The organism is Candidatus Phaeomarinobacter ectocarpi (assembly GCF_000689395.1).
Lineage (GTDB): Bacteria > Pseudomonadota > Alphaproteobacteria > CGMCC-115125 > CGMCC-115125 > Pyruvatibacter > Pyruvatibacter ectocarpi.
Genome location: NZ_HG966617.1, coordinates 568,753 through 594,590 on the forward strand (window position 1 = coordinate 568,753; position 25,838 = coordinate 594,590).

Annotated in this window: 26 protein-coding genes; 16 read left to right on the forward strand and 10 right to left on the reverse strand. The window is 61.0% G+C overall.

What is annotated here, in order from left to right; translation table 11 throughout:
• Positions 1-480: TCP-1/cpn60 chaperonin family protein (locus BN1012_RS02715; protein ID WP_043948430.1), on the reverse strand; the 480-nt coding region annotated here is incomplete at its 3' end.
• Positions 481-613: 133 nt separating this feature from the next.
• The gene (gene groES, locus BN1012_RS02720) at positions 614-919 is read right to left on the reverse strand and encodes a co-chaperone GroES (RefSeq protein ID WP_043948431.1); all 306 of its coding nucleotides are present in this window, start codon (positions 917-919) and stop codon (positions 614-616) included.
• Between the two features lie 241 nt (positions 920-1,160).
• Here groES and BN1012_RS02725 point away from each other — a divergent pair, with 241 nt between their 5' ends.
• Positions 1,161-1,529: a glyoxalase superfamily protein gene (locus BN1012_RS02725; RefSeq protein ID WP_043950554.1), complete on the forward strand. Its 369-nt coding sequence runs from the start codon at positions 1,161-1,163 to the stop codon at positions 1,527-1,529.
• A 15-nt stretch (positions 1,530-1,544) separates the two neighbouring features.
• On the opposite strand, the gene BN1012_RS16565 is transcribed toward BN1012_RS02725, so the two are convergent.
• On the reverse strand, positions 1,545-2,303 hold the full coding sequence (locus tag BN1012_RS16565) for a hypothetical protein (RefSeq protein WP_052534422.1): 759 nt from the start codon (positions 2,301-2,303) through the stop codon (positions 1,545-1,547).
• 173 nt (positions 2,304-2,476) lie between these two features.
• Between BN1012_RS16565 and BN1012_RS02735 the strand changes: the two genes are divergently transcribed.
• Positions 2,477-3,976 carry a UbiA family prenyltransferase gene (locus BN1012_RS02735; RefSeq protein WP_043948432.1) on the forward strand — a complete coding sequence of 500 codons (1,500 nt, stop codon included), beginning with the start codon at positions 2,477-2,479 and terminating at the stop codon, positions 3,974-3,976.
• 12 nt (positions 3,977-3,988) lie between these two features.
• Entirely contained in the window at positions 3,989-4,474 is a 486-nt protein-coding gene (locus BN1012_RS02740; protein WP_043948433.1) for a GtrA family protein, read from the forward strand.
• On the opposite strand, the gene BN1012_RS02745 is transcribed toward BN1012_RS02740, so the two are convergent.
• Positions 4,471-5,793, reverse strand: a complete 1,323-nt coding sequence (locus BN1012_RS02745) for a hypothetical protein (protein WP_052534430.1) — start codon at positions 5,791-5,793, stop codon at positions 4,471-4,473. The two genes, BN1012_RS02740 and BN1012_RS02745, sit on opposite strands and share 4 nt — an antisense overlap.
• A gap of 202 nt (positions 5,794-5,995) precedes the next feature.
• Between BN1012_RS02745 and BN1012_RS02750 the strand changes: the two genes are divergently transcribed.
• The 4 genes from BN1012_RS02750 (at position 5,996) to BN1012_RS02765 (ending at position 9,982) form a co-directional block, all read left to right on the forward strand.
• Entirely contained in the window at positions 5,996-7,168 is a 1,173-nt protein-coding gene (locus BN1012_RS02750) for a DSD1 family PLP-dependent enzyme (RefSeq protein WP_244442934.1), read from the forward strand.
• Between the two features lie 67 nt (positions 7,169-7,235).
• Positions 7,236-8,399: a 6-phosphofructokinase gene (locus tag BN1012_RS02755; protein ID WP_043948434.1), complete on the forward strand. Its 1,164-nt coding sequence runs from the start codon at positions 7,236-7,238 to the stop codon at positions 8,397-8,399.
• 16 nt (positions 8,400-8,415) lie between these two features.
• A complete protein-coding gene (locus tag BN1012_RS02760) occupies positions 8,416-9,513 on the forward strand; it encodes a 6-phosphofructokinase (protein ID WP_043948435.1) in 1,098 nt (365 codons plus the stop codon).
• Positions 9,514-9,532: 19 nt separating this feature from the next.
• A complete protein-coding gene (locus BN1012_RS02765; RefSeq protein WP_043950558.1) occupies positions 9,533-9,982 on the forward strand; it encodes a RidA family protein in 450 nt (149 codons plus the stop codon).
• On the opposite strand, the gene BN1012_RS02770 is transcribed toward BN1012_RS02765, so the two are convergent.
• Together BN1012_RS02770 and BN1012_RS02775 are read right to left on the reverse strand one after the other, a co-directional pair.
• On the reverse strand, positions 9,979-10,587 hold the full coding sequence (locus BN1012_RS02770; RefSeq protein WP_052534432.1) for a hypothetical protein: 609 nt from the start codon (positions 10,585-10,587) through the stop codon (positions 9,979-9,981). The two genes, BN1012_RS02765 and BN1012_RS02770, sit on opposite strands and share 4 nt — an antisense overlap.
• 174 nt (positions 10,588-10,761) lie before the next feature.
• Positions 10,762-11,646 carry an isocitrate lyase/PEP mutase family protein gene (locus BN1012_RS02775; RefSeq protein WP_043948436.1) on the reverse strand — a complete coding sequence of 295 codons (885 nt, stop codon included), beginning with the start codon at positions 11,644-11,646 and terminating at the stop codon, positions 10,762-10,764.
• Positions 11,647-11,798: 152 nt separating this feature from the next.
• On the opposite strand from BN1012_RS02775, the gene aptA reads away from it, so the two are divergent.
• A complete protein-coding gene (aptA, locus tag BN1012_RS02780) occupies positions 11,799-13,154 on the forward strand; it encodes an omega-aminotransferase AptA (protein WP_043948437.1) in 1,356 nt (451 codons plus the stop codon).
• Positions 13,155-13,473: 319 nt separating this feature from the next.
• Complete coding sequence (locus BN1012_RS02785) at positions 13,474-14,229, forward strand: class I SAM-dependent methyltransferase (protein WP_043948438.1); 756 nt, start codon at positions 13,474-13,476, stop codon at positions 14,227-14,229.
• Between the two features lie 64 nt (positions 14,230-14,293).
• Here the strand turns inward: BN1012_RS02785 and BN1012_RS02790 are convergent, their stop codons facing one another.
• Positions 14,294-15,067: an SDR family NAD(P)-dependent oxidoreductase gene (locus tag BN1012_RS02790; protein WP_043948439.1), complete on the reverse strand. Its 774-nt coding sequence runs from the start codon at positions 15,065-15,067 to the stop codon at positions 14,294-14,296.
• A 304-nt stretch (positions 15,068-15,371) separates the two neighbouring features.
• Here BN1012_RS02790 and BN1012_RS02795 point away from each other — a divergent pair, with 304 nt between their 5' ends.
• On the forward strand, positions 15,372-16,058 hold the full coding sequence (locus BN1012_RS02795; protein ID WP_043948440.1) for a YiaD family glycine zipper/OmpA-like lipoprotein: 687 nt from the start codon (positions 15,372-15,374) through the stop codon (positions 16,056-16,058).
• 78 nt (positions 16,059-16,136) lie between these two features.
• On the opposite strand, the gene BN1012_RS02800 is transcribed toward BN1012_RS02795, so the two are convergent.
• Positions 16,137-16,628 carry a glutathione peroxidase gene (locus tag BN1012_RS02800; protein ID WP_052534435.1) on the reverse strand — a complete coding sequence of 164 codons (492 nt, stop codon included), beginning with the start codon at positions 16,626-16,628 and terminating at the stop codon, positions 16,137-16,139.
• A gap of 100 nt (positions 16,629-16,728) precedes the next feature.
• A complete protein-coding gene (locus BN1012_RS02805; RefSeq protein ID WP_043948442.1) occupies positions 16,729-17,283 on the reverse strand; it encodes a gamma-glutamylcyclotransferase in 555 nt (184 codons plus the stop codon).
• 197 nt (positions 17,284-17,480) lie between these two features.
• Between BN1012_RS02805 and BN1012_RS02810 the strand changes: the two genes are divergently transcribed.
• Both BN1012_RS02810 and BN1012_RS02815 read left to right on the forward strand, forming a co-directional pair.
• Positions 17,481-18,770: an EAL domain-containing protein gene (locus BN1012_RS02810; protein ID WP_043950560.1), complete on the forward strand. Its 1,290-nt coding sequence runs from the start codon at positions 17,481-17,483 to the stop codon at positions 18,768-18,770.
• Positions 18,771-18,839: 69 nt separating this feature from the next.
• Positions 18,840-19,745 (forward strand): TIGR01459 family HAD-type hydrolase, encoded by a 906-nt coding sequence (locus BN1012_RS02815; protein WP_043948443.1) that lies wholly within the window; start codon positions 18,840-18,842, stop codon positions 19,743-19,745.
• 21 nt (positions 19,746-19,766) lie between these two features.
• Here BN1012_RS02815 and BN1012_RS02820 read toward each other — a convergent pair whose 3' ends face one another.
• Positions 19,767-20,153, reverse strand: a complete 387-nt coding sequence (locus BN1012_RS02820) for a response regulator (protein WP_043948444.1) — start codon at positions 20,151-20,153, stop codon at positions 19,767-19,769.
• A 250-nt stretch (positions 20,154-20,403) separates the two neighbouring features.
• Here BN1012_RS02820 and BN1012_RS02825 point away from each other — a divergent pair, with 250 nt between their 5' ends.
• From BN1012_RS02825 to BN1012_RS02840, 4 genes are all read left to right on the forward strand, one after another.
• The gene (locus BN1012_RS02825; protein ID WP_043948445.1) at positions 20,404-21,354 is read left to right on the forward strand and encodes a bifunctional riboflavin kinase/FAD synthetase; all 951 of its coding nucleotides are present in this window, start codon (positions 20,404-20,406) and stop codon (positions 21,352-21,354) included.
• A gap of 303 nt (positions 21,355-21,657) precedes the next feature.
• Positions 21,658-24,558, forward strand: a complete 2,901-nt coding sequence (ileS, locus tag BN1012_RS02830) for an isoleucine--tRNA ligase (RefSeq protein WP_043948446.1) — start codon at positions 21,658-21,660, stop codon at positions 24,556-24,558.
• 4 nt (positions 24,559-24,562) lie between these two features.
• On the forward strand, positions 24,563-25,120 hold the full coding sequence (lspA, locus tag BN1012_RS02835; RefSeq protein ID WP_081826165.1) for a signal peptidase II: 558 nt from the start codon (positions 24,563-24,565) through the stop codon (positions 25,118-25,120).
• An 86-nt stretch (positions 25,121-25,206) separates the two neighbouring features.
• Positions 25,207-25,824, forward strand: coding sequence for a DUF3035 domain-containing protein (locus BN1012_RS02840; protein ID WP_244442970.1), 618 nt, complete (start codon positions 25,207-25,209; stop codon positions 25,822-25,824).
• Positions 25,825-25,838: the final 14 nt, after the last annotated feature.

A 25,838-nucleotide genomic window follows, 5' to 3' on the forward strand; every position in this document is an offset into this window, starting at 1 on the left:
GAGCTCGCCGATTTCGCTTTCGCCATTGGCTGAAATCGTACCGACCTGTGCAATTTCCTCAGTGCCCTTCACTTTCTTGGAGCGCTTCTTGAGGTCTGCAATGGCGGCTGATGTTGCGAGGTCGATGCCGCGCTTGAGGTCCATCGGGTTCATGCCGGCAGCCACAGACTTGGCGCCTTCACGGACGATGGCCTGAGCCAGAACGGTTGCCGTTGTTGTGCCGTCACCAGCTTCGTCATTGGTGCGGGATGCAACTTCACGGATGAGCTGTGCGCCCATGTTCTCGAACTTGTCTTCCAGTTCGATTTCCTTCGCCACGGACACACCGTCCTTGGTGGTGCGTGGTGAGCCGAAGGACTTGTCGATGACGACGTTGCGGCCCTTGGGACCAAGCGTCACCTTTACAGCGTTTGCCAGTGTATCGACGCCCTGGAGCATCTTTTCACGGGCTTCGGAACCAAATTTGACTTCTTTAGCCATGGTTTCCTTTACCTCTCATTGTGCCGGACGGCGCTTCTCGTCAAAGCGGCTCGGCCCGGCGGGTTAGCAGTTTGATGGTCTGAAAACGGCAATAAAAAAGCCGCGCTAGTGAGGGGCATGCCCTCGCGCAGCTCTACTTCTTGCCCTTTTTGCCTTCGATCACGCCGAGAATATCGCTCTCTTTCATGATGAGCAGATCTTCACCGTCGATCTTTACTTCGGTGCCGGACCACTTGCCGAAAAGCACCTTGTCGCCGGCTTTCACGTCGAGCGGCTGTACCTTGCCGGACTCATCGCGCGCGCCGTCGCCAACGGAGACGATTTCGCCTTCGCTTGGCTTTTCCTTGGCTGTGTCGGGGATGATGATCCCGCCAGCTGTCTTCTCATCTTCTTCGAGCCGGCGAACGACAACACGGTCGTGCAGGGGGCGAAAACCCATGAGCTCTCTCCTCTTATATGGATAAGGCCCCAATACCATCAGGGCCAAAAGTCCAACATTTTCAATAACTAAGCGGGCTGCTTGATGCGGCCCGCTGCTTATTGGCACTCGGTTTGGGCGAGTGCTAACAAGCACGGGGGTGAGATAGGGAGTCTGCCAACGGGTGTCAACAGGTTGTGATGGCTTAAAGTGGCGGGAAGACTCGTGTTTTCGCCCCATGCCCCAAGATCAGGAACCCTCAATGACCATCGCATTTCATGGCGCCATTCCGGTCCTGCGCATTTTCGACGAAACGCAGGCCCGGCGCTTCTATCTGGACTATCTGGGGTTCGAGATCGTGTTCGAGCACCGGTTCGAGCCTGACCTGCCGCTATACATGCGCATTTCAAGGGCCGGACTGACCCTCGACCTCACCGGCCATCATGGTGATGCCACGCCGGGCTCAACAGCTTTTGTGCCCGTGGAGGACATCGAGGCGTTCCACGCAGACCTGCGCAGCCGCGATGACATCGGCAATATCAGGCCAGGACTGGAGGATGCCCCGTGGGGCGGCAAACTACTGGAGGTGACGGACCCCTTCGGCAACCGGCTGAGGTTTGCGTCAGCCTGAGATGCACCCGGTGCGCTAGTCGGCGCTTATCGCCGGGAACTGGCCAGCGCCCGATGCCATGCGCGGCACGCGGGCGTGCCGGCCCGGCTGGCGTCGCGCATAGTCTCCGACCACGGCCCGAGCGGGATCAAACTGGTCCAGCAGCGCTGCAATGAACAGGCTGACGCCAAGCAGCTCAAACCCCTCTTCAATGCTGATGGACAGCGCGTAGAAAGCGGTTGCCCGGTAGCCCTGATAATCCAGCCAGCCGCCGACCATTTCCATGCCCAGCGCGCCCGCTACAAACAGCCCGCCAAACGCTGCAAACTTCCAGAACAGGCTCGGTGGCAATCGCTTGAGTAGCGGCAGCAGCGCCAGTCCAAGTCCCAGGACGCAGACAAATGCCGGTACGACCCAGGCGTAAAAAAGAACACCGCCGAACCCGAAGGCACTGCGCAGGGGGGCAATGACGCCCTCGTGGAAACTGGCCGCTTCGTCGATCGACAACGCCATGAAGACAAGGGCCAGAACCAGCCACAGGCGCCAAAGAATGTCCCCGGCACGCCAGGCCTTTGCACCAAGTGTGTAGAGCAGCAGCGACGCAATGAGCATCATTGATGAGCCCCACCATGCGGGCACGCTGTTCTCGGCATCCAGATTGAACTGCCGCAGGTCCTGCACCACGGTGTCCACACCCACATTGATCACAAATGCCTCGCGCGCGAGCCCGGCAGCCAGGACGGCAAGCGAGCCTGCGAAGATCAGATATTTGGCAAATTGTGGGTCGAGGCGCATGGCGCTATTCCGGTTCATTTTGGGCCAAAGGGCCGGTCAGGAAGGTGAGCGCCGCAATCCCCGTGCCGGAACACGCCAGAACGCACGAAAAAAGTCGGTGTCCGCCTTAACCCGGTCTTTGGCCCTGGTCCTGCACAGTTGAGCGAAGGTTCAACCAGCAGGAAGCCCCCCAGATGCCTGCCATACATGATGTACAACGCGCGCCTGAAACGGCGGAAAAGACCGGAATAACGGACAAATCGGCGGAATTGCCGCTGGTTCTGGATCTCGACGGCGCGCTCATCCGAACGGACATTCTGTTCGAGACATTCATTGCTTTCGTGCGGCAAAACCCCTTGCGCCTGTTTCAGGTTGCAGCATGGGTGCTGCGCGGCCGTGCCATTTTGAAACAGAAGCTGGCTGAAAAAGCCGTGCTGGATGTGGAAAGCCTGCCGGCAACCGAAGACCTTGTGAGTTTTGCCGCGCGCGAAGCCGCCATGGGCCGCCAGGTGCATCTGGCGACCGCGACAGACAGTCTGGTGGCTCACCGGATCAAGAAGCGGTTTCCGTTTATCAGTCGCGTCTTTGCAAGCGATGGGGCTACCAATCTCAAGGCAAAGGCCAAGGCGGCCGTGCTGGTAGATGCCTTCCCGGATGGCTTTGCCTATGCGGGCGACAGCCGAGCGGATGTGCCTGTATGGAAAGCCGCGCAGGACTCCCTTGTGGTGAACCCGACACCCGGCGTTCTGCGCGCCGCGCGCGCCGTGCGCGAACCTGTGGAAGTGTTCGCGCGTCCCAAGGCCGGTTTCAAATTCGCCGCCAAGGTATTGCGTCTGCACCAATGGGCCAAGAACGGGCTGATCTTTGCGCCGCTCCTGCTGGGCGGATTGATGTTCAACGTTGAGGCCTGGACCCTGGCAGCAGCAGGCTTCCTGGCGCTGTCACTCCTGGCGTCGGCCACCTATCTGCTGAATGACCTGTTCGATCTGGCAGACGATCGCCGTCACTGGTCCAAGCGCAACCGGCCCCTGGCGTCCGGTCGATTGAAGATTGCCCATGCGCTGGTGCTCATTCCAGCGGGCATGATCGCCGCCTATGCCATTGCCGCGTGGATCGGTCCGGTCGCCATCGGCTTCCTGACGCTCTATCTGGCGTTGACCCTGGCCTACTCTTTCAGTCTCAAGAAGATCGAGCTGCTGGACGCTGCGGTGCTGGCCACATTGTTCACGGTGCGCCTTGGCTTCGGCGTGGCGCTGGCCGGCGTCGTCTTCTCGCCATGGCTGCTGGTGTTTTCCATGTTCCTGTTCCTGTCGTTGTCCTTTGCCAAGCGCCATGTGGAAGTCACCCGCATGGAAGCCCATGGCCGCACCAAAGCAGCCGGTCGTGGCTACAAGGCAGGCGATGGTCCCATGGTCGCCATGATCGGTGCAGCCTCGGGTCTTGCCTCCGTGCAGGTGCTGGTGATGTACGTCATGAATGAAGCCTATTCCGCAGGCGCCTATGCGCAGCCACTGATGCTGTGGGCGGCGCCGCCTATCTTGTTCCTCTGGGTCGCGCGTATCTGGCTGCTGGCCCAGCGTGGCGAGCTTGATGACGATCCGGTCGCCTTTGCCGTCAAGGATGGCCCCAGCCTGTTGCTCGGGGCCGTGCTCGGCATGGTATTCGCCGCAGCACTTCTTGGCTCTCCGCTCTAAAGGTCGGAGACAATGAGTGACACACATCCAAGCGAAACGCCTCTAAGCGAAAGACGTCTAAGCGAGACACATCGCGTATTGCGTTTCCTGCTGGTGGGCAGCCTTGCAGCCGCCGTCAACTGGCTGGCGCGCATTGCCCTGTCGGCTGTCTTCGCACCGGCCCTCAGTTTCGAGATGGCCGTGCTGATTGCCTATGCCATTGGCATGACCAGCGGTTTCCTGCTGTATCGCGCCTATGTGTTTCCCGATGCGGGCCTGCCCATGGCGGTGCAGCTGCGCCGGTTCATCGCCGTCAATCTGGTGAGTGCTGTTGAAGTCTGGCTGGTGGCTGTCGTGCTGTTGCGCATGGTTGTTCCAGCGCTCGGCATTGGTCTCGACTACACGCCGGTCGCAGAAGCCATCGCCCATGGCATCGCCATCGCCATTGGCGCGGCCACAAGCTATGTGGGCCACAAGTTGCTGACATTCAGATCAGCGCAGGGTGTTGAACCTGCCTAGGCTGTTCCGGAAATCCTGAGCGCGGCCATGGTGACGAGATTGAGCACCATGGCGTATCCCACCAGCACTGCAAGAATGCCGCGCCACTCGGTCCGCACCGTGGGGGCCAGCAACAGCATGGCAATGGGCAACCAGTCCAGCGCATAGCGCTGCACATTGTACTGGCTGAAGCCGTTGGAGTGATAAAACAGCGTGATGCCGCAAATAGCGGCTGCCGTGGCCAGACCGATGAATGCAATGCGGTGCCGCTGCACAAACACAAGCAGCAGTAGGAACGGGCTGGCCGCCAGAATGGACGTGCCGAAACTGTCCACACCCATGATCTTGGTCGTGTAGGTGCCGCCAAAATCAATGTGCAGTCCCTGGAAGAACATATGGACCACGTTGAACAGGAAGTACTCCTGCGCAAACAGGCCAAGATCATTGATCCGCAGGGTGATGACGTTCTCTTCGCCCGGCAGGATATTGGCGGCGATATAGCCGTAGCCCGTATCAAGCGGCGCGCCAAAGCGCACATAATTATAGAGGCAGTAAACGCCGACGGCGCCCAGGATCGGGACGCCGAGCTTGAGCGCCTGCGCGATCCGTTCCTTGTTGATGCGCAGCAGCGGCTCATCATCATGGAGCAGCAGCGCAAAAAGCAGCGGCGCATAGAGAATGCTCATCTGCCGCGACAGGAATGCCATGCCGATCATGATGCCGGCCAGCCACGCATTGCGGCGTTCGATGGTGGCCCACAGCGCCATGGACACAAAGAAGAAGCCCACAAGCTGCGCAAAGAACCACACTCGGTCACCGCGCAACGCCACAAAATAAAGCGGTGTCGCAAAGACCAGCGCCAGCAACAAAATCAGCGTCCGCGTCTGATCAGGGCCAGCCGCTGCAAACAGCCGCGACCAGATAAAGCCGATGGCCAGCAACAGTGCCATGGAAAGGGGCATGAAGTGTTTGAAGTCAGCGCCCTGACCACTCAGCGCCACAAAGGGCAACGCCACGGCAGCGGGGGCGGGCGGGAAGATGACGTATGTCTTACCCTCAAAGGTCGCGCAGTCGCCGTCAAAGCAGGTGTCGGAATGCAGCTGGCCGCTCAGCCATGAATCCACCAGCACCGCATAGGAGTTGGTGCCTGCTTCTTCGCTCAGCATGCGCATGGCAAAGCCTGCGGCCAGGGCACAGGCAAGCAGCACCAGCACGGAAATCAGCAGCCAGTAGCGCGGCGCGGAGACAGCCGGCGGCATATAGCCCTGCGCCTGCGGGTCCGCAGGGGAGGCGTCCGCGTCCGGTGACGGCGCGTCTGGAGATGTGTCGGCGGTGGTCATGGCGTGGCCCGGTTGTCGGATTTCTGCGCAGGACCTTACGGACCATCCCCTTGATGCCGCCTTAACGCGGTAAACGATTTCTGAAAGGGCGTCTCCGAGCGCCCGCAGCATTTGGTGAAAACGGCGGTTTTCTCTAAGGTTCGAAAGGTCTGGCATTGGGTCGGACATTCGACGAAACAGCCGATATTGATCAGGACTTTTCATGCCCATCACGCCAGACGCAGCCGCCACCCTGACCCCCAACGCGCACATGCTTGGCCAGCAGGGGTCTGCGCAGGCTCTCAACACCCCCGCGCTGGTGCTGGATCTGGATGCCTTCGACCGCAACCTCACCCGCATGATGGACCACTGCAAGGCCTCAGGCCTTGGGCTGAGGCCCCACGCCAAGACCCACAAGTCGGTTGAAATTGCCCGCCGTCAGCTGGCGGCAGGCGCCGTGGGTGTGTGCGTCGCCAAACTCGGCGAGGCGGAGGTCATGGGCGAGGGCGGCATTGATAGCGTGCTGATCACCTCACCGGTTGTGAAGGAAGACGGCATCCGCCGCGTCATGGACCTCAATGGCCGCATGGCGGACCTGATCGTGACCGTGGACAATCTCGACAACGCCCAGGCCCTGGCGCGCGCAGCGTCCCCGGAGCAAGGCGGCAGCCGTCCCCTGAAGGTGATTGTCGATTTGGACGTGGGCCTGCATCGCACTGGCATTGCGCCCGGCGAAGGCGCGGCGGAACTGGCAGAATTCGTGGCCGCCAGTCCGGGGCTTAAATTCATGGGGCTGCAGGCCTATGCAGGCCATCTGATGCATGTCGAAGACTACGCAGAGCGCCGGGAAAAATCCCTCGACGCCATGAAACAGCTTGGCGACATGCGCGACATGCTCCGTGAGCGGAGTATTTCCTGTGATATTCTCACCGGCGGCGGCACCGGATCATGGGACATTGATCCCGAGGCGGATATCCTGACGGACCTGCAGGCCGGCAGCTACCTGTTCATGGATACGGAATACAACGCCGTGCACCAGAAGAGCGGTCCCGAACAGGCCTTTGAAACATCTCTCACGATCCAGACCACCGTTGTGAGCGCCAACACGCCAGGCATTGCCACCACCGACGCCGGCATCAAGAGCATGGCCACCGACCAGAAGACAATCGCCATCGCGTCCGGCACCCCGGAAGGCACGGCCTACTTCCTGTTCGGCGACGAGCAGGGCGGCCTGGCGTTTCCCGACAAGGACACCGGCCTGGCGCCGGGCAGCGTCCTCAACCTCGAGACCCCCCACTGCGACCCCACCGTGAACCTCTATGACTGCTACCACGTGGTCAAAGACGGCACGCTGGTAGACATCTGGCCCGTCAGCACCCGCGGGCGATCTGCGTAGTCGGGCCGTCACACGACGTGGCTAGTATCGAGTGCATGAGCTTGGCACCCAGAACAAAAGAGACGCGATGCGTATCGGAATACTGACAGGCGGTGGCGATGTGCCCGGGTTGAACCCGGCGATCCAGCAGGTGACGCGCGAGGCGTGCGCGCGCGGCTGGGAGGTGGTGGGCATCCGCAATGGCTGGGCCGGCCTGCTTGGGGTCAATCCCGATGATGAGAGCAGCCAGGCTGCCCGCCTGATGACACTGGACCCGCAAACGACGCGAGGCATAGACCGGTTTGGCGGCACGGTGCTGCACACGGCCAGGCTGCACCCGGACACGGTGCGTGAAGCGGACATGCCGGAATTCCTGCAGGCCACGGCGTCCTATGACGAGCGCCGCTGGGCCGACATGACACCGCACATCCTGCGGGTCATTGAGTATCTGAAGCTCGATGCGCTCATTCCCATTGGGGGCGATGGCACGTTGAGCTATGCCGCACGGCTGGGCGAAGAAGGCGTGCCCGTGCTCGCCATCCCCAAGACCATGGACAATGATGTTCAGGGGACGGATGTCTGCATCGGGTTTCCCACGGCCATCACCCGGTCCATCCATACGGTGCATGACATTCGCAGCACGGCCTCTGCAGAAGAAAGCATCGGCGTCATTGAATTGATGGGGCGGCACTCGGGTGAAACCGCGCTGATGGCGGGGCATCTTGGCTCCGCAGACCGGACCGCCATTGCCGAAGTGCCCGTGGACGTGGCGGCCCTATCTGAACTGCTGTGGAATGATCTGTCGGCGGGCGGTGAGGCGGGCGCTGTCATGGTGATCTCGGAAGGTGCGCAGCTTGTGGGCATTGATGCGGACACAGCCTCGACGCCAGCGCGCACGGACAAGTTTGGCAACACGCGTCTGGGCGGCGTCGGCGAAATTCTGGCGCGCGACCTGACCCAGCGACTGGGCGTGCCTGCGTTCTCTCTTCAACTGGCCTATCTCATGCGCGCGGGCGCGCCAGTCTCCCAGGACAGCATGATCGCGCGGGCGTTCGGCACCCTGGCGGTGGAGCTGATTGCCGCCGGTCAGACCGGGCGCATGACGGCGTTGCAGGAGGGGACATACACCTCTGTGCCCATTTCACGCACTGGCGAGGGCGCGGCACAGGTCGATGTGGATCGTTACTATGACGCCAAGACCTTCAAACCCCGCATCACGCGACCGGGCATTGCCCAGTCGTTGAGCTTTTAGGTCGGGGGGCAGACACATGCGTATTGGCGTTCTCACAGGCGGCGGCGATGTTCCCGGTCTCAACCCGGCGATCCAGACGATTACCCGTCAGGCGACGGATCTTGGCTGGGAAGTCATTGGCATCAGACGCGGCTGGCGCGGCCTGCTGGACTTTGATCTGGATGATCCGGAGGGATCCCTCGAGGCCTGCACCATGCCCCTGACCGCGACATCCGTGCGCGCCATTGACCGGCTCGGCAGCACGGTGCTGCATACCTCCCGCACCCACGTGGCAACCCTTGAAGCGGGTACGGCGCATATTCTTGAAGTGATCGCGCATCTCAACATCGACGCGCTGGTTCCCATTGGCGGTGTGGACACACTGGCTTATGCAGCGCAACTTCAGGCCCATGGCGTCCGGGTCAACACCATTCCCAAGACCATGGACAATGATGTGTTCGGCACCGACTACTGCATCGGGTTTTCAACCGCTGTCACACGCTCCGTCGATGCCATCAATGCCCTGCGGACACCGGCCGGCAGCCATGAGCGCGTCGGTATCATTGAGCTGTTCGGCCGCAAGTCCGGCGAGACAGCCCTGATGTCCGGCTACCTGGCGGACGCGCCCCGCGTGCTGATTGCCGAAGTCCCCTTCGACATGGAGCGGCTGGCGGACATGTTGATGGCCGACAGGGCCGACAACCCCTCGAACTACACCATGGCCGTCATTTCCGAAGGCGCGCGCATCGAGGGCAGCGATGCGGTGGAGTATGGGGAGACGGATGCCTCCGGCCAGCGTCGTCTCGGCGGCATCAGCGACGTTGTGAGCGAAGAGTTCAAGCGGTTGACCGGCGCCGGCACGATTTCCCAGAAGCTCTCCTACCTCATGCGCACCGGCACGCCGGATGCGCTGGACACAATGGTGGCCCGCAGCATGGGCGCCATGGCCGTGCAGCATCTTGAACAGGGCCGCGACGGCCTGATGATTGCCGTGCGCGACGGGGCTTACCAAAGCGTGCCGGTGTCGACTTGTATCGAAGGACAACGCCGCGTGGACGTGGCTGCGCATTACGATGCAGACGCCTACCGGCCCAACATCCACAACATCAACACCAAGCCGATGTTCCTTGGCTGACAAAAACCGGGAGATGAAAATGAAACGGATTGTACGGGGGGCACTCAGCCTGGCGGGCCTGGCTGTGCTGCCGATGACGGCTGGTGCCGCAGAGACCGCCTATCATTCCTCAGGCGCGTTTGAAGGCCAGAACCTGCCCTTCACGGAAGCTGTGGAAGCCGGTGGTTTGGTCTTTCTGTCCGGCCAGATCGGCGTCAAACCCGGCACGCTGACATTGGTGGAAGGCGGCATCGAAGCCGAAGCCCGCCAGACCATGGACAATATCGGTGCCACGCTGAAAGCCGCCGACCTGACATTTGCCGACGTGATCAAATGCACCGTCATGCTCTCAGACATGGCCGACTGGCCCGCCTTCAATGCGGTCTATGTGGAATATTTTGAAGCCCCATACCCGGCACGATCCGCCTTCGGAGCAAACGGCCTGGCGCTGGGCGGCAGCCTCGAAGTCGAGTGCATCGCGGCGCGTTAGCTGACCGGCTCCATCTGGGATGCAGGCTCATTTTCGACGTCAGGCACCACGAACTTTTCAGGGTCGGCATCCGCCGCGTTGGAAAGCCGGGCAATGAAGGCCTTGATGTTTTCCTTGATCGCACCCTCATTGGCGATCCGCAGTCGCTCTACGCCGAGAAAGGCGTCTGACACGCCTGCCGTGAACGGCGTCCGGATGACTTCTGAGAAGGCGCGCTGACCATCCGGCGTTGACACGTTGTAATCAACCACGGCTGTCACCGTGAAGCTGAAGCCCACCAGGGGCTGTTTCAGGTCTCTGATATGGGCGTTGAGGCTGAGGCCACCGTCGGATTGGTCCAACATGTCCGACGAGCGCAATGAAGAGATAAGTGCTTCTCTAAATGCTCCGCTGGAAACCTCAGAGGTCCACATCGGGTTGGTTTCCTCACCCCCCGAAACCGAATTGACCTTGATGGATTGAAACAGGACGCTGTCGCTTGCTGCTTTTGTTGACGCGTCAATCGGGGCGACCATGGAGGTGGAGCGGGCACCTGCGGCGCAGGCCGCCAAGCTCAAGGAAGCCACCAGCGCGAATGTCAGGCGGGCAAAAAAGGAACGTCGCATGGCAAAACTCCGTCTACACCACAGTTTCAGAACCTCGTGCCGACCGCACGAGAGGTGCCATCTTTGCGTGCGTTGGCGTGTGCCGTCAAGGAAGCGCCACAGGAGACATGGGCGCTGCGACCGGTTCGTGGTGGCGTGCCGGCACGCAGGCGCGCCGGGACACAACTGCGCAAATCAGCCGTCCAGCTCCGCCGCCTCTGCCAGCATCTCCGGCAGGCCAATGACCTCGTTGTAGCTCTGGAACGTCACGCGGTCTTCGCCCGCGGGCAGTTTGCCGTTCGACAGAACTGCTCCGTATACGTCCTGCAGGCGCTTGGTAATGGCAAGCAGCGCTGTCACCGGGAAGACGGCGATCTTGTATCCCATCTGCTCAAGTTCTTCGGCGGTCAGATAGGGCGTCTTGCCGTCTTCCACCATATTGGCAATCAGGTGGGTGTCGGGAAACGTCTCGCAGATTTTGACCAGCTCTTTTTCGGTGCGTGGCGCTTCCACAAACAGGATGTCTGCGCCGGCGGTCAAAAACGCTTCGGCCCGCTTGAGCGCGTCCTTCATGCCGTTCATGGAGCGGGCATCCGTGCGCGCCATAATCTTGAAGTCTGTGCTCTCACGGGCGTCCACCGCGGCACGGATCTTGGCGGCAGCATCCGCGGTCGAGACAACTTCCTTGTTTTCCATATGGCCGCAGCGCTTGGGAAAGACCTGATCCTCAAGCTGGATGCAGGCTGCCCCGGCGCTTTCATACAGCCGCGTCAGCCGGGCTGCATTGAGCGGGCCACCATGGCCGTTGTCCCCGTCGGCAATCAGCGGTACGGGCAGGGTGGAGGACGCCAGCGCCCGCACCCGATCCGCCATTTCCGTCGCGCTCATAAGGCCAATGTCAGGGACGCCAAGGGTAGACCCGGCAGCCCCGAAGCCGGTCATGTACACACAGTCCGCGCCTGCCTGAGCAGCGATTTTGGCTGAAAGCGCGTCATACGCCCCCGGCGCCACAATGATGGCCTTGCGCTTCAGGCGCTTTGACAGGGCTTTGGCGCCGGACTGTTTGGGAGAAATGGACATGGTGGACGCCTTCCCGGACGGATGAAGGTGAGGGGGAGCTATGCGGAAGGTGATTATTTATCACCGCCTCCGTCTCTGATAGCGTTTGAGCACCCGCACCGGCAAGTAGGACCGGTTGGCGCGCCGAAACCCGCTTTTGTGAGTTTGCCACGATGACACCACCTGATGATCTCGGACCCGCGAGCACACCCAATGACCTTGACGCGTTCTGGGTGCCATTTACGCCCAATGCCGAGTTCAAGAAGCGGCCGCGCCTCGTTGCCCGCGCTGAAGGCATGCACTACTACACGCCGGAAGGCCGGGCCATTCTGGACGGTACGGCGGGCCTGTGGTGCGCCAATGCCGGTCACTGCCGCCCGTCGATTGTGGAAGCCATTCAAAAGGCCGCTGCTGAACTCGACTTCGCGCCATCCTTCCAGTTTTCCCACCCCAAGGCGTTCGAGCTGGCTTCGCGCATTGCAGCCCTTGCGCCCGGTGACCTCAACCATGTGTTCTTCGGCAACTCCGGCTCTGAGGCAGACGACACAGCGCTGAAAATCGCACTGGCCTATCACCGCGCAAAGGGTGAGGGCAGCCGCACGCGCCTGATCGGCCGCGAGCGCGCCTATCACGGCACCGGCTTTGGCGGCATTTCCGTTGGCGGCATGGTGATGAACCGCAAATGGTTCTCCGGCGCGATGCTGCCCGGCGTTGACCATCTGCCCGCTACCTATTCACGTGAGCATCAGGCGTTCACCAAGGGCCAGCCTGAATGGGGTGCCCATCTGGCGGATGATCTGGAGCGGCTCGTCGCCCTGCATGATGCGTCCACCATTGCTGCAGTCATTGTGGAACCCATGGCCGGCTCCACCGGCGTGCTGCCGCCGCCTGTCGGCTATCTGCAGCGTCTGCGGGAGATCACCAGGAAGCACGGCATCCTGCTGATCTTCGACGAAGTTATTACCGGGTACGGACGATTGGGCGCGGCCTTTGCAGCCGAGCGTTTTGGTGTGGTGCCGGATATGATTACCTTTGCCAAGGGCGTGACCTCAGCGTCCGTGCCCTTGTCCGGCGTGATTGTCAGCGAAGACATTTACGACACCTTCCAGGACAGCGTGACGGGCGTCGATCACGCCATTGATCTGTTCCATGGCTACACGTACTCCGCGCATCCCCTGGCCTGTGCGGCAGCACTCGCCACACTGGACCTCTACCGTGATGAAGGCCTGTTCGAGCGCACCGCATCCATTGAGGCGATGTGGGCTGATGCCATCATGAGCCTGAAGGGTCATCCGCTGGTCGAAGACATCCGCCAGATGGGTCTGACCGCGGCGTTTGATCTGGCGCCCGTCGAGGGAGCACCGGCCAAACGCGGCTTTGATGCCATGAAGGCGGCCTTCCACGACCATGACCTGATGATCCGCGCCAGTGGCGACACGATCTGCCTGTCGCCGCCCTTGATCGTCAGCGAGGACGAAGTGGGCGAGATTGTGGCGCGCACCCGCAAGGTGTTTGATCAGGTCTCCTAAAAGAGGCTGCAAATTCAGAGGCTTAGCCGTTCACGCGACCGTTATGGGATGTGCTGATTGTCGCACTTGTGGGGGCGGTTTTCATGCCCATATCCGGTTCACACCCGGACAGCCTCCCGGTTCAGTCAGCATCCCCCCCCTCCCCGTCGGCTGGACATTGGTTAAGGCATTTATTCGGGCGTTGAGCCCGGTGGCAGCGATGCCGCCGGGCTTTTTTTATGCCGATCTAGGACGACCTCAAACCGGTGCGCTGTGGCGACGCGGTCATGGTAGTTTGCAGCGACGCCCACCTTCGAGACCGCATCAAACGAGTACGCCGATGGACGACATGGACCTGCTGATAGACCTGCATGGCAGTGCCTTGCGACAAGGCCCCGGTAGCGAAGCAGACACCCTGCGCGCCATTGATCTGTCAGGCCTCTCTGACAAGCGAAACCTGAAAATTGCGGACATTGGATGTGGGGCCGGTGCGTCAACACTGACGCTGGCGCGCACGTTGGATGCAGACATCGTGGCTGTGGATTTTCTGCCCGCGTTCCTCGCGCGCCTAGAAGAGCGGGCCGCGGCGCAAGGGCTGTCGCAGCGGATCACCACGCGCGAAGCCTCCATGGACGCTTTGGCGTTCGCACCCGCGTCTCTCGATGCGGTCTGGTCGGAAGGTGCGATCTACAATATGGGTTTTGAGAACGGCATCAAAAGCTGGCGGCCGTTTCTCAAGCCCGGCGGCATTCTGGCAGTGTCAGAGCTGACCTGGCTGACATCGGACCGGCCCGCGGAGCTGACGGAGCATTGGACGCGCGAATATGCGGAAGTGGCACCTGCATCAAAAAAGATGGCGCAGCTGGAAGCCCACGGTTACGTGCCGGTTGGATATTTTCCGCTGCCCCGGAGCAGCTGGCTCGATACCTATTATCGCCCCATGCAGGAGCGGTTCGGTGATTTTCTGGCGCGGCACGGCAATGCCGCGCAGGCGCAGTCCATTGTAGACGCAGAGCGACACGAAATAGCTCTCTATGAGCGGTATTCAGACTTTGTCAGCTACGGCTTTTACATCGCGCGTAAACTGGCAGACTGATCCGCAGCTCTGGCGGGCGCGATCCTGACAAGGTCAGAAGCGCACCCGCACGAGCCGTGCGATGTCAGCCACCGGTGATGGTTGCACCACCGTCGATGGTCATGGTCTGGCCGGTCATGAAGGCACCGGCATCAGACGCCAGGAACACAGCTGCGCCGGCGATCTCGTCAGGAATGCCGATGCGCTTGAGAGCGGAGCCGGAGGTGGACGCCTTGAGAATGTTCTCGTCGTCCCACAGCGCCTTGGCAAAGTAGGTCTTGATGAGGCCCGGCGCGATCGCGTTGGCACGAATGCCTTTGTCGCCATACTCAACAGCCAGGTTGCGGGCAAGCTGCATGTCAGCCGCCTTGGAGATCGCGTAAGCACCCAGAATGGGCGAGCCCTTGAGGCCGCCAATGGACGAGATGATGGTGATGGAGCCTTCGCCGCGTTCCAGCATCTGGGGCAGCACCATGTTGCACAGCCAGTGGTTGGACTTGATGTTGACGTCCATCACCTTCTGAAAGGCTTCGTCAGGGATCTCGGCGGAGGACCCGAAATAGGGGTTCACGGCAGCATTGCACACCAGCGCATCAATGCGGCCGAAGGCCTTCATTGTGGCATTCACCAGCTTCTCAAGCTCTTCCTTGTGGGAAATGTTGCAGGGGATCGCCACCGCGGTGCCCTCGCCATGGGCCGCATTGATTTCAGCCGCGACCTTGTCGCAGGCATCTGCCTTGCGGCTGGAGACGACAACTTTTGCGCCGTGCTCGGCCATCCGTTTGACGATGGCTTCGCCGATGCCTTTGGTGGAGCCGGTAACCAGGGCAACCTTGCCGGTGAGGTCAAAAAGCGACATGGAACTATTCCTTCCTGAACGTGTTTTTCGTTAGATCAAATGCAGGGCCATCGGCTGCTTCTGTGTGCTAGAATCTGCAGCACAGCCTAGAAGCTTGATGGTTTTTCGCAGGTTTCCCGGCATCTATACCAGATTGCCAGCGCCTGCGGCATCGGCTTTGAGAGATTGTTCAGCTTGGGTTCATGCTGCGAACCCGACGCTGAAGCGACAGGGGATGTTGGGGGCCATCGCGCATGATGCGGCGACCCGTCATCCAGAACGGATTTAGGGCCCTCCCAGGGGCGATTTCAAAGGACGGATACTCATGAAAAAAGTCATTGCCCTCGTAGCGGCTTCCGCACTGACATTGGCGGCCTGCACGACAGACCCCTACACAGGCGAACGTAAGGCCTCCAAGGCTGGCATTGGCGCTGGCATTGGTGCTGCTGTGGGTGCCCTTGGTGGCGCGCTCATCGGTGGCGGCGACACCCGCACACGCGTCCTGATTGGCGCCGGTGTTGGCGCGCTGGCAGGCGCAGGCGTCGGCTACTACATGGACCGTCAGGAAGCGGAGCTCCGCGAGCGCCTTCAGGCCAGCGGTGTGAGCGTGACCCGTGTGGGCGACAACATCCTGCTCAACATGCCGTCCAACATCACGTTTGCTGTCAACCAGTCCGACATCAAACCCAACTTCTATGAAGTGCTGAACTCGGTCGCCATCGTGCTCGACGAATATGACAAGTCACTGGTTGACGTGATGGGCCACACGGATTCAACCGGCAGCGCTGAATACAACATCGACCTGTCCCTGCGCCGCGCAAGCTCTGTTGGCCAGTATCTTGCCAGCCAGGGCGTGGATGGCCGTCGCCTGCTCGTGAAGGGCTTCGGTGAAGAACGTCCGGTTGCGGACAATTCAACGGAAGCCGGCCGGGCCGCAAACCGCCGCGTTGAAATCCAGATTTCACCGCTGCGTGCCACGTCTTCCCTGGAAACAGGTCAGACTGCGTCCTAAGCGTCTAGCCACATCACAAAAAAGCCCCCTGCCGGTGACCCGGCGGGGGGCTTTCGTGTTTCTGGTATCGCGACGTGCCTAGGCGTCTTCAACCACAAGCCGCAAATCGCGCAGCAGATCGTCCGACATGGGCGTGACCTTCGGGGAAAAGCTCTTGATGAAGTCGCCGTTGGGGCCAATCAGCAGCTTGTGAAAGTTCCAGCCGGGAATGGCCGTATCGCCACCTTCTTTTGCCGCCCATTTGTAAAAGTCATGGGCACCGTCGCCAATAACCGCCTGCTTGCTGGTCATGGGAAAATCGACCGCATAGGTCACCGTGCAGAAATCCTGAATTTCGCTTTCGGTGCCGGGTTCCTGGGCGCCGAAGTCATTTGACGGCACCCCCAGGACAACCAGACCCCGATCCTTGTAGCGCTCCCACAGGCGCTGCAGGTCGCCATATTGTGGCGTGAGCCCACATTCACTGGCGGTGTTCACCACAAGCAGCGTTTTGCCCTTGTAGTCAGCCAGGTTGATGGTGCTGCCGGTGATCGACGGAAAACTGAAATCATGCGCACTCACGGGAGACATCCTTATCAAGCATCGAGGAAGCAAGCGCTGGATGTATCAGGTTTTGGGATCGTCCGCGCGCTTGATTTATCAGCTCAAAGCTCTAAAGGCGCCAAACGCCCTAGCGGCGAAACCGGGTGCCGCCGGCAATGACCGGCACGAGATCATGCAGGTCACTCTGGCGCACGCCATGGGCGCTCAGCGCTTCCGCAGACTGGCGCACATAATCAGCCGCATAGCCCTTGCGACCAACGCCGTGGCTGAGCCGCCTTAGAAAGTCCCCCACCGGCTGGGTCGTGCGAAACCGCCCGTTTACCGGGCTGGCGAGATAGGTCAGGGCCCGCACGCTGGACCCGTCCGCCAGGCGCATCGGCGCCATGACAGCAAGATAGGCCCATTCGCGCTTGCTCAGGACATCCAGAATCTCAGGGCATTTGTCAGGCGCCACCAGAAACGCCACCCCCTCGACGCTGCCACGGGGGTGCAGCCCGGCCGCAAGACCGGGGCGCGACGGGCGGCCATAGGAATTGGTGGCGATCATGCTCATGCGCCGGTGCCAGCCAGGCAGGGTGGCGCGGGCCGCGCGCACATACTCAAAGCCTGGATCCCACATCAGGGAGCCATAGCCGAAAATCCAAAGGCCGTCGGGGGAAATAGGCGGGAATCTGTGGCGCATGGGCGCAAATCTAGGGATCGCGCACTGTTTGGGCAAATGTGGGATTGGGCAAATCTCGGCCGCAAAGACCCCCGACTGCGCGCGTGGTTAACGATTTCTCAAACCCTGCGGGCAAGACTGTGCGTCAAGACTCTGTTCACCATGCGGGACAGCTGCGCCAGATCGCCCGGCTTTCCGCCCAAAAGACTGTCTTCGCCATGCCATCCTGGCTCAACCATGGTCTCATCTTTGCGTCATACGCAATTGTAATTGCCGGGCTATCCGTGGCCCTGCATCGGGCGGGTGGCATTGAACTACAGTCGGCCATTCTGGTTGGCGCGGTGCTCCTGTTGTTTGCCGGACAGGCCCATGCGCTTGTCGGCCGCAGTGCCGAACGGTCCCAACTTGAAACAGAACTGCGTGGTCTGCGCATGCAGGCCGCCACTATGAGCCGCGACATGGACGGCATGCGCGAGCACATTGCCGAACTCGAAACGTCACTGGATATCCAGACGTCATCGCGCAACGAACAGCTCTCCAGCGAAGTCCGCCTGGTCGAAACCCTGGTGAAGGGCCTTGCTGAAAGCGTTGAGGCCGGCGTCAACGGCACATCACCCAGCCGCCGTGCAACGGACCGCAAGAGCGATGCGCCCCGCGACCAGACCCGTCTGCCGCTGGAAGGCGAAGCGGCTGAACCCGTGACCGAAGGTGAGATGATTGAAACCATCCGCGCGTCACTGGAAGAAAACCGCGTGGACCTTTATCTGCAGCCCATCGTGACCCTGCCCCAGCGCCGCACCCGCTTCTACGAAGGCCTGACGCGCCTGCGCGGTGAAGAAGGCGAGATCATCATGCCCGGCGATTACATGCGCGTGGCAGAGCCGGCCGGAATGATGCCGGTGGTCGACAATCTGCTGTTGTTCCGCTGCGTGCAGGTGGTGCGCCGCCTTGTGGCCCGCAGCCGCGACATTGGCGTGTTCTGCAATATTTCCGCGCACTCCCTGCTGGACGCTGAGTTCTTCCCGCAATTCGTTGAGTTCATGGAACACAATGCCGACCTGACGGGGCATCTGTATTTCGAGTTTTCACAGGCCGCTTTTGAGGGGCTCGGCCCAATTGAAAAAGCCAGCCTGGAGGCCCTGCACGCCCTTGGCTTCCGCTTCTCGCTGGACCATGTACGCCGCCTCGACATGAATCTGAGCGAACTCCACGACATGGGCTTCCGCTTTGTGAAGGTGCCCTCCGAGTTACTGCTGGGCGACCTGCGCGGTACCGGGTCGCTGGTGCGGGCAGACGACATCAAGGCGCTGTTTGAACGCAACGGCATCGACCTGATTGCCGAGCGCATCGAGAATGAGCGCGCGGCTGTGTCGGTCCTCGATCTCAACATCAAATATGGCCAGGGCTTCCTGTTCGGCGAACCCCGCGCTGTCCGCGAGGATGCCCTGTCTGCCCCCGCAGACCCCACGGCCAACCCGGCTGAGGAATTGCGGCAGGCTCGTATCTAGGCCCGCATCTGACACGGACGTTCCGTGCCCGCTTGACGCGAGAGCGCAAAGCCCGCTACCTCCGCCGCCATGTCAGATACATCTCCCGCACCGGCCACGTCCCTCATTGCCAGCCTGAGCGATATCGCGTCCGACTATGACGCGATCCTCTGTGATGTCTGGGGGGTCATCCACAATGGCCAGCAGCCTCATCATGCCGCCTGCGCCGCGCTGAAGAAATTCCGCCAAGAGCACGGACCCGTTGTGCTCGTGTCCAACGCCCCGCGCCCGGCGGAAGGCATCCCCGCGCAGCTGGCCCAGATCGGCGTGCCCGAGGAAAGCTGGGACGCGATTGTGACCTCCGGCGATGGTACCCGGATGATGGTGCGCGAAGGCAATTACGGGCCGCGCTGTTTCCATCTGGGTCCTGATCGCGGCGACCACTCCCTGTTTGAAGGCATGGACATCACCCGCTCGCGTGATCCTGAGGACGAGGCCGACTTCATCATATGCACGGGCCCCTGGGACGATGAAACAGAGACCGCTGAAGACTATCGCGACCTGTTCACCGGACTGATCGAGCGCAAGCTGCCAATGATCTGCGCTAACCCGGATCTCGTGGTGGAGCGCGGACCGCGGCTCATTACCTGCGCGGGGTCACTGGCCAAGCTCTATGAAGAAATGGGCGGGGTTGCTGAGTATTCCGGCAAGCCTCATCCGCCGATCTATCGCCTGGCCCGCGAGATGCTGGCAACACTGGATGTGAAGCGCGATGAAGGTGACTGGCAGCGTGTGCTGTTTATTGGCGACGGTCTGCCGACTGACATTCCCGGTGCCAAGGCACAGGGCATGGATGCGCTGTTTGTGACGGCGGGCATTCACGCCAGCGAATTTGGCGATGATGCCGATGCACCCGATGAAGCCATGCTCCAAACGGTTTTGGCGCATCGGGATTTATCACCCCGATACGCCATTCCGCGTCTCACTTGGAAGTAGGTCTGGACCCGCGATCTGGGCCTAGAATTCGCCGATCACGGCTTCGATCTTGCTCTTCAGCGTCGCCGCGTTGAAAGGCTTCACGATGTAGTTGTTCACGCCGGCCTTTTTGGCGGCAATCACATTCTCGGTTTTGGACTCAGCCGTAATCAGGATGAACGGCGTCGGCTTGAGATTTTCATCCGCGCGCACTTCCTTCAGAAGCTGGTAGCCGGTCATCGGCTCCATGTTCCAGTCAGAAATGACAAGGCCGTAGCCGCGCTCTTTCATCTTGGCGAACGCCTCGGTGCCGTCCGCGGCTTCATCCACGTCAGAGAAGCCGAGCTGCTTCAGCAGGTTGCGGATAATCCGGATCATGGTCTTGTAGTCATCAACAACAAGTACCGGCATGGACAAGTTCACAGCCATCGTTCTGCCTCAGATAGTTCAAATGTCACGCGCAATTTCTTTGCACTTGACGAAAAGGTACCCATGCCGGTTTGAAAAACCGTTAACGGCGACGCGAGTTGATACACACAAAAGCAATCTAGGGTTGTGTGGTGTCGCCGGCTTCCCCACTTTACGTGCAGTTTTCCGCCTGCCTCTTGACGAAATGCCGTCTGCCGCCTAGGTGGACCCGGCCTTACACCTCACCAACAAAGGACGTCCGGCAGCTGCCATGCGGATCATCCGCCACCATACCGACGTGCCGGATATCGCCCGCGGCGCTGTTGTTGCCATCGGCAATTTCGACGGTGTCCATCGTGGTCATCAGGCTGTCATCGGCACCGCCCGAGACAGGGCACAGGAAATGGGCGTGCCGCTTGCCGTTATGGTGTTCGAGCCCCATCCCCGCCAGTTCTTTGCGCCGAATGCCCCGTTTTTTCGCCTGTCATCGTTTCGCGCAAAGGTCGCGCTGCTGGCCGAGCAGGGCGTCGAAATCGTCTATGCCCTGCCGTTCGACGCCAATATGGCGGCGCTGACGGCGCCGGATTTTGTCTCGGAGGTGCTGGTCAAGGGTCTGGGTGCCGTTCATGTGACCGTGGGCTATGATTTCTGCTTCGGCAAAGGCCGGGCAGGGGACATCACGCTCCTGCGCTATATGGGCGATATGGAGGGATTTGGCGTGACCGTTGTTTCACCGCAAGGCGACAAGACCGGTACGGGCGACGGAAGTGACGCCTATTCCTCAACGCGCATCCGCGATGCCCTGAGTGAGGGCCGGGTGGAAGACGCCGCCCACATGCTTGGCCGCCCCTGGTTCATTGAAGGCCGGGTGCTGGATGGCGACAAACGTGGCCGGACCATCGGCTTTCCTACCGCCAATGTCGCCCTCGATGGCATCGTCACACCGAAGCTGGGTGTCTATGCCGTGGAGATCGAGATTGAGGACGGCGACCACATGGGTACATACAAGGGGGTCGCCAATCTCGGCAAACGCCCGACCTTCAACAAGAAGGACGTGCTTTTGGAGGTGAACCTGTTTGATTTCAGCGGCGACATTTATGGCGCCCATCTGCGGGTGTCTTTCATCGGCTTCATCCGCCCGGAACAAAAATTTGACGGTCTGGACGCACTGAAGGCACAGATTGCCGCTGATGCGGACACAGCCCGCAAAATCCTCGGCTGACACAGGGCAGTTTCAGGGAGGCCCGGAGCGCTTTACCCAGTGCTTTACGCGGTGCTTTACCGGGTGCTTTACGGGGCGACTCTCCCGCTGCTACAAGCACCCTATGCAGTGGATATGGACCAGTATTTCGGCGCGAATTAGCCGCCCGGTTCAGCTTTAGGCGCCTGTGCCCGCACGTCATGTGTGCCGCACATCAGCGCTTTGGCCGGATCGGGATGAGAACGACGCCACCCTCAAGTGAAATTTGAGCGCGACGGGTCCTATCAAGACCACCAAAGCGCATATGTGAGTCCAAACACCCAAATGTCCGAAACCCCCGACTACCGCCCGACACTGTTCCTGCCTGAAACAGACTTTCCCATGAAAGCCGGCCTGCCCAAGCGTGAGCCAGAGGTGCTCGAGCGCTGGAACAAGATGGACCTGTACGGTCGCCTGCGCGAAGCGCGCAAGGACGCGCCGGTGTTCAGCTATCATGATGGTCCGCCCTACGCGAACGGCGAAATCCATATGGGGCATTCACTTAACAAGATCCTCAAGGACATCGTCTGCCGCTCCCAGTCCATGCTGGGCCGCAACGCCTCCTTCGTGCCGGGCTGGGACTGCCACGGCCTGCCCATCGAGTGGAAGGTCGAGGAAAAATACCGCAACGCCGGCAAGAACAAGGACGAAGTGCCCGTGCTGGAATTCCGGCAGGAATGCCGCGACTTCGCCGCGCACTGGGTCGATGTGCAGCGTGAAGGCTTCAAGCGCCTGGGCATCCTCGCGGACTGGGATAATCCGTACACCACCATGTCCAACGATGCGGAAGCCTCCATCGTTGAAGAGTTTTTGAAGTTCGCCATGTCCGGCGCGCTCTATCGCGGGTCCAAGCCGGTGATGTGGTCCACCGTTGAAAAGACGGCGCTGGCGGAAGCCGAGGTCGAGTATCACGACCACAACTCACCAACGATCTATCTGGCTTTCCCGATCACCAAGTCGAAGCATGTGATGCTCGCACCCAACATGGAGCAGCGCACACCGCATCTGGTCATCTGGACCACGACCCCGTGGACAATCCCGGCGAACCGCGCCATCGCCTATGCGCCAAACATGAATTACGTGCTGGTGGAAGGTGGGCATGACGCCGGCCGCGGCATCGAACGCAAGGCCTATGTGGTGGCCGAGCCGCTGCTGGAAACCTTCATGAAGGAAACCGGCCTCGACCAGCCGCAGATCATGACGCATCTCAAGGGCTCGGACATTGAAGGCACGGTCTGCGCGCATCCGCTGCGCGGCCAGGGATATGACTATGACGTGCCGGCGCTTGCTGGTGACTTTGTCACCGACGAGCAGGGCACGGGCTTTGTGCATGTGGCTCCCGGCCACGGTCAGGATGACTATGTGCTGGGCATGCAGCACGGCATCGAAGTGCCGCACACCGTGTCGGAGGACGGCAGCTACTACGATCACGTGCCGCTGTTTGCCGGCGAGACCGTGTTCAAGCCAAACGGCAAGGATGGCGGTGCCAACAAGAGCGTGATGGAAGCGCTGCGCGCGACAGGACATCTTGTGGCGTCTGGCCGTCTGGAACACTCCTATCCCCACTCATGGCGCTCGAAAGCGCCGGTCATTTTCCGCAATACGCCGCAATGGTTCATCTCCATGGACCATGATGATCTGCGCCGGAAGGCGCTGACAGCGATTGACGCGGTGGAATGGTTCCCCGAGCGCGGTCAGGCCCGCATCCGCTCCATGGTGGAAACCCGGCCGGACTGGGTTGTGTCCCGCCAGCGCGCCTGGGGCGTGCCGCTGACGATCTTTGTTCACAAGGACACCGGCGAAATCCTGCGTGACGACGCCGTCAACGCGCGTATCCACGCCGCTGTTTCGGCGCGTGGCTGTGATGCCTGGTATGATACCGACGCACAGGAGTTTCTCGGCAACGATTACAAGGCCGATGACTACGAGCAGGTGTCAGACATTCTTGATGTCTGGTTTGACTCCGGCTCGACCCATGCATTCGTGCTGGAAGGCCGCGAAGACCAGACCTGGCCCGCCAACCTCTATCTTGAAGGCTCAGACCAGCACCGCGGCTGGTTCCAGTCATCCCTGCTTGAAAGCTGCGGCACCCGCGGCCGCGCGCCCTATGAGCAGGTGGTAACCCACGGCTTCATTCTCGACGAGACGGGCAAGAAGATGTCCAAGTCCGGCAAGAACGCCACGGCACCGGACAAAGTCATTCAGCAGTCCGGTGCGGAGATCATCCGCATCTGGGTGGCAAGTTCCGACTATCAAAACGACCTGGTGGTCGGCCCCAACATCATCAAGGCGTGTACGGACGGTTATCGCAAGCTGCGCAACACGGTGCGATTCCTGATCGGCAACCTTGCAGGCTTTGACGACGCGGAACGCGTCAGCGTGGACGACATGCGCGCGGCTGCCGACAGCGAAGGCCTTGGCCTTGAGCTGTTTGTTCTGCACCGCCTTGCTGAACTCGATGCGCTGGTGCGCGAAGGCTATGAGACCTACGACTTCACCCGCGTCTATCACGCACTCACCAATTTCTGCGTCACCGAGCTGTCTGCGTTCTACTTCGATATCCGCAAGGATGCGCTTTATTGCGATGCGCCCACGAGCCTGCGCCGCCGCGCCGCCCGCACGGTCATGGATCAGGTGTTCTCCTGCCTGACCGCGTGGCTTGCGCCTATGCTGTCTTTCACCATGGAAGAAGCCTGGCAGTCGCGTTTCCCTGATGAAAATGATTCAGTACACCTGCGCACGTTCCCGGACGTGCCAGGGACATGGAAAGACGAAGCGCTGGCGACCCGCTGGCAGAACCTGCGCCAGTTCCGCCGCGTGGTCACCGGAGCGCTGGAAATCGAACGCCGCGAAAAACGCATCGGGGCGAGCCTTGAAGGCGCGCCCCATGTCTATGTGGACAATGAGGCGATCCGGTCAGCCCTGGGCGATATCCCGCTGGATGATCTGTGCATCACATCAGACCTGAAGGTGATGGCGGCAGGGGACGCTGCGCCCACTGACGCCTTCCGCATCGACGACGTGTCCGGTGTGGCTGTGATGCCAGTGCATGCGGAAGGTGAAAAATGCGCCCGCTGCTGGAAGCTGTTGCCCGATGTGGGCAGCGATCCTGCCCATCCCGGCACCTGTGGCCGCTGCGCGGAGGCTGTTGCCGCGCGTCCTGAAACCCTGAGCGAGGCCGGCTGACCCCATGGACTGGTTGAAACGCCAATTTGATGACGCCATCGCCTCGCTGAAGAACCCCGAAGCGCATTTTCGCTACGGCGTCTTGCTGGCGCTGGCGATTGCCGTGTCAGACCGGCTGAGTAAATGGGCGATCCTCTACTGGGTTGATCTGCCGGCAAAGCAGAAGATCACGATCACGCCATTTTTCGATCTCACCATGGTCTGGAACCCGGGCATCAGCTATGGCCTGCTCCCGGCCAACTCCACCTGGGCGGTGGCGGTTCTGGTGATCTTTGCCCTCAGCGTCACCCTTGCCCTGATTGTGTGGCTGTCGCGGATCGAGCATCGGCTGCTGGCGGTTGCTGTGGGTCTGGTGATTGGCGGGGCCGTGGGCAATGCCTATGATCGGGCGATATACGGCGCGGTGGCGGACTTTATGAGCTTCCATGCCTTCGGGTTTTATTGGTACGTTTTCAACGTGGCTGATATTGCCATCGTGTTTGGTGTAATACTGCTGATCTGGGACTCGGTCTTTGGCCCGACAGCCCAACAGGAACGCGCCAAACGGCGCAACGGCAACTAGCGCTGCCGCTGCCTTATCAAAGTTAACTTCCTCGGGCCTTGTATGTGGCGCCGCGGAGCAAATGTGAGACCGGACAAGTGATCGAGATGTTTGAGCGTCCCAAATCCCACCTTCCCAAGTCCCGCCTTCCCAAGTCCCGCCTTTTCGGCTTTGTTGCTGCCCTTTCAGCATCGGCATTTCTGGCCGGCTGCGGCGGTGGTCTTGATGACGCCTTGGGCCTTGGCAAGAACCCGCCGGATGAGTTCGCCATCGTCACCAAGGCACCGCTTGCCATTCCGCCAGACTATTCGCTGCGTCCGCCGGTTCCCGGTGCGCCCAACCGTCAGGCCCGGTCTGCGCAGGAAATTGCCGCAGCCGCGTTGTACTCTGGCCGCGCCACCGGCGTATCCGCCCAGGCCCTTGGTCAGCCCGGCAGCAGTGCCGGTGAATCGGCCCTTATCGCCAGTGCCGGCGCTGAAAACGCCAGCCCGGAAGTGCGCCGCCTGATCGAGAACGAATATCAGTCCCGCATTGATGCCGACCGCTCCTTCGCAGACCGCATCATCTTCTGGCAGGACCGCACGCCCAAGCCGATCCCCGTGGATGCCCAGGCCGAAGCCCAGCGTCTGCGCAAGAACGATGCACTTGGGCAGCCGGTGACCGAAGGCGAGACCCCGCGCATCGAGCCCAAGGAAAATCAGGGCCTTCTGGAAGGCATCTTCTAGCGCCCGATTGAGTG

Coding starts and splice junctions, on each gene's coding strand:
- groES (WP_043948431.1), bottom strand. CDS start 919: ATGGGTTTTCGCCCCCTGCACGACCGTGTTGTCGTTCGCCGGCTCGAA.
- BN1012_RS02725 (WP_043950554.1), top strand. CDS start 1,161: ATGACCATCGCATTTCATGGCGCCATTCCGGTCCTGCGCATTTTCGAC.
- BN1012_RS16565 (WP_052534422.1), bottom strand. CDS start 2,303: ATGCGCCTCGACCCACAATTTGCCAAATATCTGATCTTCGCAGGCTCG.
- BN1012_RS02735 (WP_043948432.1), top strand. CDS start 2,477: ATGCCTGCCATACATGATGTACAACGCGCGCCTGAAACGGCGGAAAAG.
- BN1012_RS02740 (WP_043948433.1), top strand. CDS start 3,989: ATGAGTGACACACATCCAAGCGAAACGCCTCTAAGCGAAAGACGTCTA.
- BN1012_RS02745 (WP_052534430.1), bottom strand. CDS start 5,793: ATGACCACCGCCGACACATCTCCAGACGCGCCGTCACCGGACGCGGAC.
- BN1012_RS02750 (WP_244442934.1), top strand. CDS start 5,996: ATGCCCATCACGCCAGACGCAGCCGCCACCCTGACCCCCAACGCGCAC.
- BN1012_RS02755 (WP_043948434.1), top strand. CDS start 7,236: ATGCGTATCGGAATACTGACAGGCGGTGGCGATGTGCCCGGGTTGAAC.
- BN1012_RS02760 (WP_043948435.1), top strand. CDS start 8,416: ATGCGTATTGGCGTTCTCACAGGCGGCGGCGATGTTCCCGGTCTCAAC.
- BN1012_RS02765 (WP_043950558.1), top strand. CDS start 9,533: ATGAAACGGATTGTACGGGGGGCACTCAGCCTGGCGGGCCTGGCTGTG.
- BN1012_RS02770 (WP_052534432.1), bottom strand. CDS start 10,587: ATGCGACGTTCCTTTTTTGCCCGCCTGACATTCGCGCTGGTGGCTTCC.
- BN1012_RS02775 (WP_043948436.1), bottom strand. CDS start 11,646: ATGTCCATTTCTCCCAAACAGTCCGGCGCCAAAGCCCTGTCAAAGCGC.
- aptA (WP_043948437.1), top strand. CDS start 11,799: ATGACACCACCTGATGATCTCGGACCCGCGAGCACACCCAATGACCTT.
- BN1012_RS02785 (WP_043948438.1), top strand. CDS start 13,474: ATGGACGACATGGACCTGCTGATAGACCTGCATGGCAGTGCCTTGCGA.
- BN1012_RS02790 (WP_043948439.1), bottom strand. CDS start 15,067: ATGTCGCTTTTTGACCTCACCGGCAAGGTTGCCCTGGTTACCGGCTCC.
- BN1012_RS02795 (WP_043948440.1), top strand. CDS start 15,372: ATGAAAAAAGTCATTGCCCTCGTAGCGGCTTCCGCACTGACATTGGCG.
- BN1012_RS02800 (WP_052534435.1), bottom strand. CDS start 16,628: ATGTCTCCCGTGAGTGCGCATGATTTCAGTTTTCCGTCGATCACCGGC.
- BN1012_RS02805 (WP_043948442.1), bottom strand. CDS start 17,283: ATGCGCCACAGATTCCCGCCTATTTCCCCCGACGGCCTTTGGATTTTC.
- BN1012_RS02810 (WP_043950560.1), top strand. CDS start 17,481: ATGCCATCCTGGCTCAACCATGGTCTCATCTTTGCGTCATACGCAATT.
- BN1012_RS02815 (WP_043948443.1), top strand. CDS start 18,840: ATGTCAGATACATCTCCCGCACCGGCCACGTCCCTCATTGCCAGCCTG.
- BN1012_RS02820 (WP_043948444.1), bottom strand. CDS start 20,153: ATGGCTGTGAACTTGTCCATGCCGGTACTTGTTGTTGATGACTACAAG.
- BN1012_RS02825 (WP_043948445.1), top strand. CDS start 20,404: ATGCGGATCATCCGCCACCATACCGACGTGCCGGATATCGCCCGCGGC.
- ileS (WP_043948446.1), top strand. CDS start 21,658: ATGTCCGAAACCCCCGACTACCGCCCGACACTGTTCCTGCCTGAAACA.
- lspA (WP_081826165.1), top strand. CDS start 24,563: ATGGACTGGTTGAAACGCCAATTTGATGACGCCATCGCCTCGCTGAAG.
- BN1012_RS02840 (WP_244442970.1), top strand. CDS start 25,207: ATGTTTGAGCGTCCCAAATCCCACCTTCCCAAGTCCCGCCTTCCCAAG.